The sequence below is a fragment of the Streptomyces aureocirculatus genome (genome assembly GCF_000720475.1).
Lineage (GTDB): Bacteria > Actinomycetota > Actinomycetes > Streptomycetales > Streptomycetaceae > Streptomyces > Streptomyces aureocirculatus.
The window spans coordinates 375,100-388,399 of the sequence record NZ_JOAP01000001.1; the positions used below are offsets into that span (position 1 = coordinate 375,100).

Consider the following 13,300-nt stretch of genomic DNA (forward strand, 5'->3'; position numbering starts at 1 on the left):
CGGACTGGACGTCGGACTGGACGTCGGACTGGACGTCGGACTGGACGTCGGACTGGACGTCGGACTGGTCGCCGGACGCGGCGATGTCCGCCGCAGCGCCGTCGGACGTGGTTCGCGTGTCGAACGCCTTGAGGCGGTCGAGGACCTTCTCGGCCGTCGGCGCCGCCATGCGGTCGACCAGGCGGCCGTCGGCGAGGAAGAGCACCTCGTCGGCGTGCGCGGCGGCCACCGGGTCGTGGGTGACCATGACGACGGTGCGGCCCATCCCGCGCACCGCGCGGCCGAGCAGGCCGAGCACCTCCTCGCCGGAGCGGGAGTCGAGATTGCCGGTGGGTTCGTCGGCGAAGACGACGTCGGGGCGCCCGGCGAACGCCCGCGCCACCGCGACGCGTTGCTGCTGTCCACCGGACAGCTCGGCGGGCCGGTGGTGCAGCCGGTCGTGCAGACCGACGACGTCGATGAGCGCCTCCGTCCACTCCAACTGCTCCTGCCGGGCGCGGCGGTCCTGTCGGCCACGGCGGCCCCGGTGCCCGGCGAGGTCCATGGGCAGGGTGATGTTCTCGGCCACGGTCAGCGTCGGCACCAGGTTGAAGGCCTGGAAGACGAAGCCGACGCGCTCGCGGCGCAACAGCGTCAGACGCCGGTCGTCGAGCGAGCCGAGCTCGGTGTCACCGATGTACGCGGAGCCGGACGTCAGGGTGTCCAACCCGGCGGCGCAGTGCATCAGCGTGGACTTGCCCGAGCCCGAAGGCCCCATGATCGCGGTGAAGCGACCTGCCGGAAAGCCCACGCTCACGTCGTCCAGTGCGGTCACCGCGGTCGCGGAGGAGCCGTAGACCTTCACGGCCGCCTCCACGCGCGCGGCGTACGGGACGCCGGACCGCCGTCGCGAAGTCGCGGCGTTCATGCCCGGCCCCCCTTCACCGCACGGCCGAACTCCTCCTTGAGGACGGATAGGCGGCGCCAGTACTCGTCCTCGTCGATCTCGCCGGTGGCGAAGCGGTGGCCGAGCACCGCGATCGGCGACGTGTCGTCCCCGCCGAACCGCCAGGGGCCCCGCCGACCGCGGCCCACCGTGCGGCGCGCGAACGTGACGACGCCGATGGCGACGGCCGCCCAGATCAGCGGGAAGAGCAGGACCCACGGGCCGGGTCCACCGTCGAGAGCCAGGGTCTGCATGGTGTCCATCTCCTCGGTACGCGCTGGTTCGGGTCGCTTCCGAGACTCCTCGCCGGGCGGGCCCGAGTCGTCGTACGGCCAGCGGCCGTGCTGATACCTCCCTGGGAGTACCTGGCTGGGTGACGGCTGCTTCCTGGGGGCGGGTTCAGGGGCTCGGATGTCTTGGTGCCACCCTGACCTGGATTTCTGTACCTATTAGTATGTACAGTCAGGGCATGAGCACACCGGAGCGTCTGATCGAGTCCACGCGCGAGCTGCTGTGGGAGCGCGGCTACGTCGGCACCAGCCCGAAGGCGATCCAGCAGCACGCGGGCGCCGGTCAGGGCAGCATGTACCACCACTTCACCGGCAAGCCCGATCTCGCGCTCGCGGCGATCCGGCGTACGGCGCAGGAGATGCGCGCCACCGCGGAGGCCTCCCTCGCCGGTGCCGGTCCGGCCTACGACCGGGTCGCGTCGTACCTGTTGCGCGAGCGTGACGTCCTGCGCGGCTGCCCGGTCGGACGGCTGACGATGGACCCTGACGTGATCGCCGACGAGGAGCTGCGGGCACCGGTCACCGAGACCCTGGAGTGGCTGCGCGAGCGCCTCGCGGGAATCGTCCAGGAGGGTGTGGATCGGGGCGAGTTCAGCACCGCGCTCGACGCGGGCGAGGTCGCTTCGGCGATCGTCGCGACCGTGCAGGGCGGCTATGTGCTGGCACGGGCGACGGGTTCGCCCGCGGCGTTCGACGCGGGGGTGAAGGGACTGCTCGCACTGCTCGCGCCGCGTTCCTGAGCGTCCCGGGCCCGACCGAGCCCACTGCCCCTACCGCCCCCTCTCGCCCCACCGATCCCACCGATCCCACCGATCCCACCGACGCCACCGACGCCACCGACGCCACCGACGCCACCGAGTCGAGGAAACACCCCGTGCACATCACCCGCACCCGCCCCGCCAGCGCGGAGGGTCCCGCCGAGCACTTCACCGGCACCGTCTGGCTCGACGAGATCGCGCACCCCACACCTCCCTCCCGGCTGCGGATGTTCAGCGTCCACTTCAGTCCGGGCGCCCATACCGCCTGGCACCGCCACCCGCACGGCCAGGTCCTGCACGTCACCGAGGGCGAGGGGTTCGTGCAGCGCGAGGGCGGCCCCGTGGAGCCGATCAGGGCGGGCGACACCGTATGGATCGAGCCTGGCGAACGCCACTGGCACGGTGCCGCGCCACGCACGTTCATGACCCATCTCGCCGTCGTCGAGGCGGCGGACGACGGCACCACGGCCGTATGGGAAGAGCTCGTCGCGGACACGGCGTACCCGAGCGCCTGACCCCGCACGACACGCCGCCCACCGCGTCCGCCGCTTCCGCCGCGCCAGCGCCCGCATCCCCTTGGAGCACCATGCACGCCAAGCAGTACGAGATCACCCTGCCCGCCGACTACGACATGGACGTCGTCCGCCACCGGGTGGCGACCAAGGGACACCTCCTCGACACCTGCCCGGGGCTCGGGTTCAAGGCGTACCTGATGCGTGAGCGCGGCGTCGACGGCTCACCGGTCAACCAGTACGCGCCGTTCTACCTCTGGAACACCGCGGAGGGCCTCGGCTCGTTCCTCTGGGGCCCCGGGTTCCAGGGGCTCTGCGAGGACTTCGGGCGTCCGGTGGTGCAGCACTGGATGGTGCTCGGGTACGAGGACGGGGGCGCCGCCGGTACCCGGCCTGTGGCGGCCCTGCGGCACCGCAGAGCCGTGCCCGACGGCGTACGGACCACCGACCTCGCCGCGGAACTCCTGGCGGAGGCGCGGGCGTTGACGGAGCGGGACGGGGCCGTCGGCGTGGTGGTCGCCGTCGACCCGCGGCACTGGGAGGCGGTGACGTTCTCACTGTGGGCCGCTGACGGCGCGGGCGGTGTGGCGGCGGCGGACGGTGAGCTGTTCCAGGTGCTGCACTGCTCCACGCCCGAGCTGGGGCGCCTTGCCCGGGGCAGGGCGTGGTGACGGCGGGGGCGCCGGGGGCGGGGGCGACTGTGAACGCGGGCGAGGGCGCGGCCATCGTGCGGACCGTCCTCGGAGACATCGCACCTGGCGGTCTTGGGGTCTGTGACGCCCATGACCACCTGTTCCTGACGAGCCCTCAACTCCCGGGCCAGGAACTGGACTCCGTGACCTCCGCCGGGGCCGAACTCGCCGCCTTCCGGGCGGCGGGCGGGCAGAGCGTCATCCAGTGGACGCCGCACGGCATGGGGCGGCGCGCCGCCGAACTGCCCGGGCTCGCACGCGCGGCGGGGGTGCATGTCGTGGCGGCCACGGGGTTGCACCAATCCGTGCACTACACGCCCGAGCTGCTGGCAGGGCTGCGGGCGCCGGACGACGAGGGTGCCGCGGACGGCGCGAACGGCGCGGACGCCACGGGCCGCCTTGCGGCGCTGTTCGTCCGCGAGCTCACCCGCGGCATCGGCGGCAGCGGTGTGCGAGCCGGGCTGATCAAGGTGGCGGGCGGTTTCCACGGTCTGGACGCGCACGCCCGCTGGACGATGACGGCCGCCGCCTCGGCGCACCGCGCGACGGGTGCGCCGATCGCCGTGCACCTGGAGCTCGGCACGGCCGCGCTCGACGTACTCGACCTGCTGTGCGGCGAGGCGGGGGTGCCGCCCGGCAAGGTGATCCTCGGGCACCTCAACCGCGACCCCGATCCGGTGGTGCACGCGGAGGCCGCGGCGGCGGGTTGCTGGCTGGCCTTCGACGGGCCATCCCGCGCCCAGCACGCCACTGACTGGCGGATGCCGGACGCGGTGCGCGCCCTTGCCGAGGCCGGTCACGGCGACCGGTTGCTCCTCGGCGGCGACACGACGACGGCCGCGGCGCGCTCCGTGAACGGCGGCCCGGGGATGCCGCACCTGCTGCGCCGGGTACGCCCACGGCTCGCCCGCGCGGTGGGCACGGATCTTGTGGACCGCATACTGACGGTCAACCCGGGGCGAGCGTTCGCGGTCCGGTGGGCGGAGTGAGCGGCGCAGTGAGGGGCGGGGGCGGAGTGAGGGGCGGGGGCGGCGCGTGAGCGCCGGGGACGGCGTGAAGGCCCGGGGCGGCGCGTGAGCGACAGGGACGGCGTGAAGGCCCGGGGCGGCGCATCAGCGACAGGGACGGCATGAAGGCCCGGGGCGGCGCATCAGCGCCGGGGACGGCGTGAAGGCCCGGGGCGGCGCGTCAGCGACGGGGACGGCGTGAAGGGCGGGGAGTGGGCGGGCCCCTGGGCCGGGTCGGTCACACCGCCACCGCCGCCCCGCCACCGCGGTACGCCGCCACCGCCGCCCGGGTCTCCTCGGCCACCAGATCCGCGTTGATCTGTCCCGCCGCGGCCGCACCCGCGGCCGCCGCCCCGCCGACCTGCGCGGCGAGGTCGGTGACGTTGCCCGCGATCCACACCCCGGGCACCTCCGTACGACCGGCCTCGCTCGGCACGTACTCCCCCGCCAAGTGAGGCACCGGTGCCAGGCCGAGCGCCTTCAGGAAGTCGACACGCGCGACCATCCGCGGCGCCACCGCCACCGCCTCGCGGGGCACCAGCTCCCCGTCGGCGAGGCGTACGCCGACGACGCGGTCGTCGACGATCTCCAGGGAGCCCACCTCGCCCTCGACGACCCGGATGCCCCGCGCGGCGAGCTGCTCCGCCTCCTCGGCTCTCGGCGGCGCCATGGTGTGCGCGAAGAAGGTGATGTCGGCGCTCCACTGGCGCAGGAGCAGCGCCTGGTGCACCGAGAGGGGGCCGCTGCCGAGGACACCGATGGCCTGGTCCCGCACCTCCCAGCCGTGGCAGTAGGGGCAGTGCAGCACGTCCCTGCCCCACCGTTCGCGCAGTCCTGGCACGTCGGGCAGTTCGTCGATCAGGCCGGTGGCCACCAGGACGCGACGGGCGTGCACGGCCCTGCCGTCGGCGAGGCGGACCCCGAACCCGTTCTCGGCCCGCTCCACGCCCTCGACCTCCGCCGACACCACCTGTCCGCCGTATCCGCGCACCTCGGCGCGACCGCGCTCCAGGAGCTCGGCGGGCGGCATCCCCTCCCGGCCGAGCAGTCCGTGCACCCCGTCGGCAGGGGCGTTGCGCGGGGCTCCCGCGTCGAGCACCACCACCGAGCGCCGGGCCCTGGCCAGCATCAGCGCCCCGCTCAGCCCGGCGGCGCCACCACCGATCACCACCACGTCGTAACCGTCCACAAGCTGATCGTTCATGTTGAACACCTCCACGACGACCTTGCATCACTCCTGCGCTTACGACAAACACTCTTGCCGGTTCGGCAAATATGCGTCCCACCACTCCCCCACCACTCACGCCCGCTCCCGCCGTATTGCATCGAGCAGTCCAAAACAGCTACGGTACGGACATGGCCCGACCGCGGACTTTCGACGAGGAGCGGGCCCTGGACGCGGCGATGCGCGCCTTCTGGGCGAACGGTTACGAGGCCACCTCGACCCAGGACCTGTGCGAAGCCACCGGACTGGGCCGCAGCAGCATCTACAACACGTTCACCAGCAAGCACGACCTGTTCCGGCGCGCGCTCGCGCGCTACATCGACCTGATGAGCGTGCCGCAGGCGGAGATCCTGGAGGACGCCGGGCGCTCCGGCATGGAGCGGATCCGCGCCCTGTTCACCCGGATCGTCGACACCGAGTACGAGTACCGCGAGGACGACGGGACCAGCATCGGCTGCCTCACCGTCAACACCGTCGTGGAACTGGCGCGGCGCGACCCGGAGGCGGCCGCGCTGATCGAGCGCGACCTCGACATCCGGCTCGGCCTGCTGCGCGTGGCACTCGACGCGGGCCGCAGGGACGGCACGATCACCAACAGGCGGGACGCCGACGCCCTGGCCCGGTTCGTCAACGCGACCATCGGCGGCATGCGCGTCTCGGCACAGGCGGGCGCGGACCGCGCCACCCTGGAGTCCATCGCCGACACCGCCCTGGACGCCCTCCGCCCCTGACCCCGCCTCCCCCGCACCTCTCCCGGACGCACCCCGCGGCCACACACGCCCAAATTTTGTACTGACCTGTCCAATACTTCGTGATCCGCTCACGCACCGCACTCCCCTCCCGAAGGAGCAGCCCCATGCCCCGCGCCGTATACGTCCTGGCCCTAGGCATCTTCGCCATGGTGACCAGCGAGTTCGTCGTCGCCGGACTCATGCCGCAGATGGCCGCCGGGCTCGACGCCACGATCCCCGAGATCGGCTATCTGATCACCGCCTTCGCCGTGGCGATGGCCTTCGGCGGGCCGTTCCTGACGGTCGCCCTCCTGAAACTCCCGCAGAAGCGGGCGCTGATGGTGCTGTTCGGCATCTTCCTCGGGGGCAACGTCCTCGCCGCCCTCGCGCCCGACTACCGGACCATGCTCGTGGCCCGTGTCGTCACCGGCGTCGCCTCCCAGGCCTTCTTCGGCGTAGGCATCTCCCTGGCCAGCCGCCTCACCCGCCCGGAGATACGCGGCCGTGCCGTCGCCGTGGCGCTCAACGGCCTCATGCTCGGCACCCTCCTCGGGCTGCCGCTCGCGACCGTCGTCGGTGAACACCTGGGCTGGCGCGCGGCGTTCTGGGCCATCACCGTCCTGACGGCGCTCGCCGCGGTGGCCACCTTCGTCGGCGTGCCGCGTATCGAGCGCTCCGCGGACGCGGGCTCGATCCGTGCGGAACTGAGCGCCTTCCGCAGCCCGCGCCTCTGGCTGACGCTCACCACGAGCACCTTCGTGATCGGCGCGACGTTCTCGGCGTTCAGCTATCTCAACCCGATCCTCACCGAGGTCACCGGGTTCGCCACCGGCACGGTGCCGCTGCTGCTCGTCGCGTACGGCGCGGCCACGGTCATCGGCAACACCGTCGTGGGGCGCCTCGCCGACCGGCACACGCTCCCGGTCCTGGTCACCGGCCTTCTCCTGAACTTCGGGTTCCTGGTCGGCTTCGCACTGCTCGCCGACCTGCCCGTCGGCGCCGTGGCCATGATGCTCGGCATCGGCCTCGTCGGCGTCACCATGAACCCGGCGATGGTGACCCGGGTGCAGCGGGTCGGCAACACCCGACCGCTGGTCAACAGCGTCCACTCGTCGTTCATCACGGGCGGCATCATCATCGCCACGTCCGTCGGCGGTCCGGCCATCGACGCCTACGGGCTGCGGGCGCCGCTGTGGATAGGCGCCGGGCTCGCGGTGCTCGGACTGCTGAGCCTCGTACCGGAGTTGCGGCGGCGCACCGTCGCGGACGCCCCGGCTCCCATCGGTACCGGCTCCCCCGTACGGGAACCCGTCGAGGTCGGCTGAGCCCCTTCCGCCGAAGCGGCTGAACCCCTTCGGCTATCCCAGCGCCCCCAGGGGGTCGTCGAGCACCGGCTGCCACGCCAGCTCGGCGGCCCCCACCAGGCTGTTGTGGTCGAGGGTGCAGGCGAGGATGGGGACGCCGCCGCTGCGGCCCCACAGGCTGCGGTCGGCGACGACGGCGCGCAGCCGCTCCGGGTCGGCCTCCAGGAGCGCGCGGTGCAGCCCGCCGAGGATGATCCGGTCGGGGTTGAGGATGTTCACCAGGCCCGCGAGACCGAGGCCCAGGCGGTCGATCAGCTCCTCAGCGGCCGTGCGCACCACCGGCTCCGCATAGTGCTCGGCCAGCAGCCTGCGGGCCTGCTGGAGCAGGCCCTCGGGCCCCGGCTCGACACCCATGGCGGTGAGGAAGGCGAGCGGGTCCGTCTCCACGTCCAGGCAGCCACGGCTGCCGCAGTAGCAGGGGCGGCCCTCCGGACGCACGGTGAGGTGACCGACTTCGAGGGCGAGCCCCGAACTGCCCGTGTGCAGCTTGCCGTCGAGGACGAGGGCACCGCCGACCCCGCGGTGCCCGGTCGCCACGCACAGCAGGTCCCGTGCCCCGCGGCCCGCGCCGTGCCGGTGCTCGGCGAGCGCCGCGAGGTTCACGTCGTTGCCCGTGAACGTGGGGCCCTCGATGCCCGCGTCCCGTACGCAGTCGGCGAAGATCTCCCGGACCTGCGCGCCCGCGGGCCAGGCAAGGTGCAGCGGATTGAGGGCGGTGCCCTCGGGCTCGGCGACGGCCGAAGGCACCGCGAGCCCGGCCCCCACACAGCGTCTTCCCGTCTCCCGCAGGAGCTGCGCGCCCGCCTCGATGACCGAGCCGAGCACCTGCGCCGGGTCGGCGTCGATGGTCTCGCAGCCGGGCGCGGTGGCGACGATGTGACCGCCGAGCCCGACGAGTGCCGCCCGGAAACCGTCGGCGTGCACCTGCGCCGCCAGGGCCACGGGGCCCGCCTCGGCGACCGCGAGCCGGTGCGAGGGCCGGCCCTGCGAACCGGCGGCAGCGCTCGGCTTGGCGTCGATGCGGATCAGGCCGAGCGCCTCGAGCTCCGCCGCGACGGCACCGGCCGTGGCACGGGTGACGCCGAGTTCGGCGGTGAGGACGGCTCGGGTGGGGGCGCGCCCGGTGTGGACGAGTTCGAGGGCGGGGCCGAGCGCGGTGCGCCCGCGTTCGAGTCGCGTACGCGTCGACAGATGTGCCTCACCCCGGGTGGCAGCCTTCCCGTTCATGAGGGCGAGTCTCCCATGATCCGTACGCCGCCTCGCCGTTCAGCCGTCATCCCGGCTTCCCCGTATCGACGCCCGCGGGCGCTCGGCGCGCCCGGTGCACCTCGCACGCCCCGCGCACTTTGCGCGTTCCTCGCACCCCGCCCACCCCGCACACCCCGTCCACCCCGCGTGCTCCGCGAGCAATCCGTCTTGTCCACGACCCGGTTCCCCTCTACGCTGACTTTGTGCCGCTACTAAACAAAACCACGTCCGGGGCGCGTGGAGCCACTTCCCCCGCATTGACCCGGCTCCGTGCCGCCCTCACCCTCTTCTTCGCCCTCGACGGCTTCATCTTCGCCGGGTGGGTGGTGCGGATCCCGGCCATCAAGGAGCAGACCGGGGCGTCGGCGAGCACGCTCGGGCTCGCCCTGCTCGGCGTCTCGGCCGGTGCCGTGATCACGATGACGCTGACCGGGCGGCTGTGCTCCCGCTTCGGGAGCCGGCAGGTGACGGTGGTCTGCGGCGTTCTGATGCCCCTGAGCGTGGCGCTGCCGCCCCTGACGCACTCGGCGCCGGCGCTCGGCCTGGTGCTGCTGTTCTTCGGTGCCGCGTACGGCGGGATCAATGTGGCGATGAACAGCGCCGCCGTCGATCTGGTGCGCGCGCTGCGGCGCCCCGTGATGCCCAGTTTCCACGCCGCGTTCAGCCTCGGCGGCATGCTCGGCGCCGGTCTCGGCGGCCTGGTCGCGGGGCATCTGTCCCCGACCCGGCACCTGCTCGCGCTCACCGTGATCGGCCTGCTGCTCACGGCGGCCACGGCTCCCACACTGCTGCGGTACGAGGTGCCGCCGGTGCCGGGCGCCCACGACGCGGCAGGCTCCGGCGACTCTGGGGCCTCCGGTGGCTCCGGTGGCTCCGGTGGCTCCGGTGGCTCCGCCGAGTCGGCCCGGCACGACGCACCCGGCCGCGCCGCGCGCCGTACCCGGGGGCTCGTCCTGGTCTTCGGCCTGATCGCGCTGTGCACGGCGTACGGCGAGGGGGCGCTCGCCGACTGGGGCGCGCTGCACCTGGAACAGGACCTGGACGCCCATCCCGGGATCGCGGCCGCCGGCTACTCGTGCTTCGCGTTCGCCATGACGATCGGACGCCTCTCCGGCACGACGCTCCTCGAACGTCTCGGCCGTACCCGCACCGTCGTCGGCGGCGGGCTGCTCGCGACGGCTGGGATGCTCCTGGGCGCGCTGGCCCCTTCGGTCGGCGTGGCGCTCGCCGGTTTCGCCGTCACGGGCCTCGGGCTCGCGAACATCTTCCCCGTGGCGGTCGAGCGGGCCGGGGCGCTCGCGGGCCCCAGCGGCGTGGCCACCGCCTCCACCCTCGGCTACGGCGGCATGCTGCTCGGGCCGCCCGCGATCGGGTTCATGGCGGACTGGTTCTCGCTGCCGGTGGCGCTGACGAGCGTGGCCGTGCTCGCCGCGGTGGCGGCGTGCATCGGCGCGGCGACGGGTCGTACTCCGACGCCGGGCGACCGGACCGCCGAGCCGAGCGCCCGGCGGCCGGAGCGCACGCCCGTACGCTGAACCGCGGACGCCGCCCGCACACTGAACTGCGGACGCCGCCCGTACGCGGCGTCGCGCAGGTCCGTGCGGGCGCCCGCGGGTCCCCGTACGCGGGAAATCTCCCGCGCCCCGCGACCGTACGGTGTTGCACAATCCCCCCATGAAGACTGCCGAGCACATCGAAGTCCTTGACCGCGAGGGGACGTTGCTGGCGAGCGCCGCGCAGGACGCGGGGCTCGACGCGGCCGTCCCCACCTGTCCCGACTGGCGCGTTCGCGATCTGCTGCGGCACACCGGCGCGGTGCACCGCTGGGCGGCGGGGTTCGTCACGGGCGGCCACACCGCGCCCCGTCCCATCCGGGAGGCGCCGGACCTGGACGGCACCGCGCTCCTCGACTGGTTCCGCGAGGGGCACGCCGGTGTGGTCGCCGCCCTGCGCGAGGCACCGGACGACCTGGAGTGCTGGTCGTTCCTGCCCGCTCCGTCACCGCTCGCCTTCTGGGCACGCCGTCAGGCCAACGAGACGGCGGTCCACCGCTACGACGCCGAGTCCGCGCGCGGCGGGGCCCGCACGCCGGTGGGTACGGAGTTCGCGGCGGACGGGATCGACGAACTGCTGCGCGGGTTCCACGGGCGCGCCAAGAGCCGCATGCGGACGGATACGCCGCGGGTGCTGCGGGTACGGACCACGGACGCGGGGGCCGTCTGGACGGTGCGTCTCTCCGCGGACATTCCCGTCACCGAGTCCGGCGGGACCGCGCCCGCCGACTGCGAGATCGCGGGACCGGCCGGGCAGCTCTATCTGGCCCTGTGGAACAGGGAGCCGTTCACACAGGTCACGGGGGACGCGGAGCTGGCCAAGCGGTGGCGTGAGCGGGCGGGGGTCTGAGCCGTCGGTAGCCGAGGACGGGGCAGGTGCCCTCGCGCCCTGCCCCGTGGGCCCCGCCGCCTAGGCCTCGGTCACCGCCGCCTGGACCTGGGCCACCGCGCCCGGCAGCATCCGCGCGAGGACGGCCCGCTGCACGGGCCGCACCTCGGCGTGCACCTTGCTGCCCTTGTCGGTGAGGCAGACCCGCACGCCGCGGCGGTCCTCGTTGCACATCCCGCGCTCGACCAGGCCGTCCTTCTCCAGACGGCCGATGAGGCGGGACAGCGCGCTCTGGCTCAAGTGCACCTGGCAGGCGATGTCCTGGACGCGGAAGGCGTCGGTGCCGTCCTCGGCGAGTCCCGTGGCGAGCACGTCGAGGACCTCGAAGTCGCTCGCGCCCAGACCGTGCGGATGCAGCTCACGGTCCAGCTCGCACTGGGTGCTCGCGTGCACCGCGAGGATGTCCCGCCACTGGTTCACGAGCGCCTGCTCGGCGTCAGTCTCCGCCGGCCCGGCCTTGGTCACCGCCATGTACGCACGGTAGCAAAGTTCACCGTTTATTGCACATGAATTAAATGCACTTGCATTCAATGCACGCGCATGGAACTCTGCTCCGCATGACTTCTCCGCTCCCTCCTGCCTCCACGTCCCCGGAGCGCTGGACCCCGCGCCTGTGGGGGACGCTGCTCGTGCTGTGCGCAGCGATGTTCCTGGACGCGCTCGACGTGTCGATGGTCGGTGTGGCCCTGCCCTCCATCGGCTCCGAGCTCGACCTGTCCACCTCGTCCCTGCAATGGGTCGTCAGCGGCTACATCCTGGGTTACGGCGGTCTGCTGCTGCTCGGCGGCAGGGCGGCCGACCTGCTCGGGCGCCGCGAGGTGTTCCTGATCGCCCTCGGCGTCTTCGCCCTGACCTCGCTGTTCGGCGGGCTCGTCGACTCCGGTCCGCTGCTGATCGCCAGCCGTTTCGTGAAGGGCCTCAGCGCCGCCTTCACCGCGCCCGCGGGCCTGTCCATCATCACGACCACGTTCGCCGAGGGCCCGGTCCGCAACCGCGCCCTGTCCATCTACACCACGTGCGCCGCCGCCGGGTTCTCCCTCGGTCTCGTCCTGTCCGGCGTACTGACCGAGGTGAGCTGGCGCCTCACCATGCTGCTGCCCGCGCCGATCGCCGTGCTCGCCCTGCTCGCCGGGCTCAAGCTCATTCCGCGTTCCCCGCGCGAGGAGAAGCGCGGCGGCTACGACGTGCCGGGCGCCGTCACCGGCACGGCCTCGATGCTGCTGCTCGTCTTCACCGTCGTACAGGCCCCCGAGGTCGGCTGGGCCTCCGCCCGCACGCTGCTGTCCTTCCTCGCGGTGGCCGTGCTGCTCACCGTGTTCGTCCGCATCGAACTGCGCACCGCGAGTCCGCTGATCCGCCTCGGTGTGCTGCGCTCGGGACCGCAGGTCCGGGCCCAGCTCGGCGCGGTGACGTTCTTCGGCGGCTATGTGTCGTTCCAGTTCATCGCCACGCAGTACCTCCAGTCGCTGCTGGGCTGGTCGGCCCTGGAGACGGCCCTCGCCTTCCTGCCCGCCGGTGTGATCGTGGCCCTGTCCGCCACCAAGATCGCCGGTGTCATCGACCGGTTCGGCACCACCCGTGTGATCGTGACGGGCTTCACGCTGCTCGTGGCGTCGTACGCGCTGTTCCTGCGCATCGACCTCTCGCCCTCGTACGCCGCCGTCATCCTGCCGTCGATGATCCTGCTCGGCCTCGCCTGCGCCCTGGTGTTCCCCTCGCTCAACATCCAGGCCACCAACGGCGTGGAAGATCACGAGCAGGGCATGGTCTCCGGCCTGCTCAACACCTCCATCCAGGTGGGCGGCGCGGTGATCCTCGCGATCACCACGGCGGTCATCACGGCGTCCGACCACGGCTCCGCCGAGGGCACCGCGTCCCCGCAGGCCGTCCTCGACAGCTACCGTCCCGGTCTGGTCCTGGTCACCGCGTTCGCGCTCGCGGGTCTGCTCATCAACCTCACCGGGCTGCGGGCACGGCGCAGGCAGCAGCCCGTCGCCGTGGGCAGGTCGACGGTCGTGGCCAAGTCGCCGCTCGCCGCCGACGCGCCGCGCGCCGCCCGCGAGGACGAGCGGGTGACCGTGGGCGACTGACCGACCTTGTTTCCGA

At 73.0% G+C, this 13,300-nt stretch carries 13 protein-coding genes and 1 pseudogene; 9 read left to right on the plus strand and 5 right to left on the minus strand.

The features are described 5' to 3' along the window. Positions 1-118: 118 nt before the first annotated feature. Together IG78_RS0101620 and IG78_RS0101625 are read right to left on the minus strand one after the other, a co-directional pair. Positions 119-907 (minus strand): annotated as a pseudogene (locus tag IG78_RS0101620) (ABC transporter ATP-binding protein); the annotation flags it as partial. Continuing rightward, positions 904-1,179, minus strand: coding sequence for an SHOCT domain-containing protein (locus IG78_RS0101625; protein ID WP_030559138.1), 276 nt, complete (start codon positions 1,177-1,179; stop codon positions 904-906). The pseudogene IG78_RS0101620 and the gene IG78_RS0101625, both read right to left, overlap by 4 nt. A 200-nt stretch (positions 1,180-1,379) precedes the next feature. Between IG78_RS0101625 and IG78_RS0101630 the strand changes: the two genes are divergently transcribed. The 4 genes from IG78_RS0101630 to IG78_RS0101645 all read left to right on the plus strand — a co-directional run bounded on the left by IG78_RS0101630 (position 1,380) and on the right by IG78_RS0101645 (position 4,166). Then, a complete protein-coding gene (locus tag IG78_RS0101630) occupies positions 1,380-1,955 on the plus strand; it encodes a TetR/AcrR family transcriptional regulator (RefSeq protein WP_030559140.1) in 576 nt (191 codons plus the stop codon). A 134-nt stretch (positions 1,956-2,089) separates the two neighbouring features. Then, a complete protein-coding gene (locus IG78_RS0101635; protein WP_030559141.1) occupies positions 2,090-2,488 on the plus strand; it encodes a (R)-mandelonitrile lyase in 399 nt (132 codons plus the stop codon). Positions 2,489-2,559: 71 nt separating this feature from the next. Next, complete coding sequence (locus IG78_RS0101640) at positions 2,560-3,156, plus strand: DUF4865 family protein (protein WP_030559143.1); 597 nt, start codon at positions 2,560-2,562, stop codon at positions 3,154-3,156. Positions 3,157-3,185: 29 nt separating this feature from the next. After that, the gene (locus tag IG78_RS0101645; RefSeq protein WP_030559144.1) at positions 3,186-4,166 is read left to right on the plus strand and encodes a phosphotriesterase family protein; all 981 of its coding nucleotides are present in this window, start codon (positions 3,186-3,188) and stop codon (positions 4,164-4,166) included. A 256-nt stretch (positions 4,167-4,422) separates the two neighbouring features. Here IG78_RS0101645 and IG78_RS0101650 read toward each other — a convergent pair whose 3' ends face one another. Next, positions 4,423-5,388, minus strand: coding sequence for an NAD(P)/FAD-dependent oxidoreductase (locus IG78_RS0101650; RefSeq protein ID WP_030559146.1), 966 nt, complete (start codon positions 5,386-5,388; stop codon positions 4,423-4,425). Between the two features lie 152 nt (positions 5,389-5,540). Between IG78_RS0101650 and IG78_RS0101655 the strand changes: the two genes are divergently transcribed. Continuing rightward, the gene (locus IG78_RS0101655) at positions 5,541-6,140 is read left to right on the plus strand and encodes a TetR/AcrR family transcriptional regulator (RefSeq protein WP_030559147.1); all 600 of its coding nucleotides are present in this window, start codon (positions 5,541-5,543) and stop codon (positions 6,138-6,140) included. 125 nt (positions 6,141-6,265) lie between these two features. After that, positions 6,266-7,465, plus strand: coding sequence for an MFS transporter (locus IG78_RS0101660; protein WP_030559149.1), 1,200 nt, complete (start codon positions 6,266-6,268; stop codon positions 7,463-7,465). A gap of 33 nt (positions 7,466-7,498) precedes the next feature. On the opposite strand, the gene IG78_RS0101665 is transcribed toward IG78_RS0101660, so the two are convergent. Beyond that, a complete protein-coding gene (locus tag IG78_RS0101665; RefSeq protein ID WP_030559150.1) occupies positions 7,499-8,731 on the minus strand; it encodes an ROK family protein in 1,233 nt (410 codons plus the stop codon). Between the two features lie 224 nt (positions 8,732-8,955). Here IG78_RS0101665 and IG78_RS0101670 point away from each other — a divergent pair, with 224 nt between their 5' ends. Together IG78_RS0101670 and IG78_RS0101675 are read left to right on the plus strand one after the other, a co-directional pair. Then, the gene (locus tag IG78_RS0101670; protein ID WP_078964694.1) at positions 8,956-10,287 is read left to right on the plus strand and encodes an MFS transporter; all 1,332 of its coding nucleotides are present in this window, start codon (positions 8,956-8,958) and stop codon (positions 10,285-10,287) included. Between the two features lie 139 nt (positions 10,288-10,426). Continuing rightward, on the plus strand, positions 10,427-11,155 hold the full coding sequence (locus tag IG78_RS0101675; protein WP_030559153.1) for a maleylpyruvate isomerase family mycothiol-dependent enzyme: 729 nt from the start codon (positions 10,427-10,429) through the stop codon (positions 11,153-11,155). Between the two features lie 60 nt (positions 11,156-11,215). Here IG78_RS0101675 and IG78_RS41550 read toward each other — a convergent pair whose 3' ends face one another. After that, the gene (locus IG78_RS41550) at positions 11,216-11,665 is read right to left on the minus strand and encodes a MarR family winged helix-turn-helix transcriptional regulator (protein WP_051852277.1); all 450 of its coding nucleotides are present in this window, start codon (positions 11,663-11,665) and stop codon (positions 11,216-11,218) included. Positions 11,666-11,751: 86 nt separating this feature from the next. On the opposite strand from IG78_RS41550, the gene IG78_RS0101685 reads away from it, so the two are divergent. Continuing rightward, the gene (locus IG78_RS0101685) at positions 11,752-13,284 is read left to right on the plus strand and encodes an MFS transporter (protein ID WP_030559156.1); all 1,533 of its coding nucleotides are present in this window, start codon (positions 11,752-11,754) and stop codon (positions 13,282-13,284) included. Positions 13,285-13,300 lie beyond the last annotated feature (16 nt).

Excerpts from the sequence above, each read along its gene's own strand:
- IG78_RS0101660 (WP_030559149.1), top strand. The coding sequence starts at position 6,266 with ATGCCCCGCGCCGTATACGTCCTGGCCCTAGGCATCTTCGCCATGGTG.
- IG78_RS0101655 (WP_030559147.1), top strand. The coding sequence starts at position 5,541 with ATGGCCCGACCGCGGACTTTCGACGAGGAGCGGGCCCTGGACGCGGCG.
- IG78_RS0101685 (WP_030559156.1), top strand. The coding sequence starts at position 11,752 with ATGACTTCTCCGCTCCCTCCTGCCTCCACGTCCCCGGAGCGCTGGACC.
- IG78_RS0101625 (WP_030559138.1), bottom strand. The coding sequence starts at position 1,179 with ATGCAGACCCTGGCTCTCGACGGTGGACCCGGCCCGTGGGTCCTGCTC.
- IG78_RS0101650 (WP_030559146.1), bottom strand. The coding sequence starts at position 5,388 with ATGAACGATCAGCTTGTGGACGGTTACGACGTGGTGGTGATCGGTGGT.
- IG78_RS0101640 (WP_030559143.1), top strand. The coding sequence starts at position 2,560 with ATGCACGCCAAGCAGTACGAGATCACCCTGCCCGCCGACTACGACATG.
- IG78_RS0101630 (WP_030559140.1), top strand. The coding sequence starts at position 1,380 with ATGTACAGTCAGGGCATGAGCACACCGGAGCGTCTGATCGAGTCCACG.
- IG78_RS41550 (WP_051852277.1), bottom strand. The coding sequence starts at position 11,665 with ATGGCGGTGACCAAGGCCGGGCCGGCGGAGACTGACGCCGAGCAGGCG.
- IG78_RS0101675 (WP_030559153.1), top strand. The coding sequence starts at position 10,427 with ATGAAGACTGCCGAGCACATCGAAGTCCTTGACCGCGAGGGGACGTTG.
- IG78_RS0101665 (WP_030559150.1), bottom strand. The coding sequence starts at position 8,731 with ATGAACGGGAAGGCTGCCACCCGGGGTGAGGCACATCTGTCGACGCGT.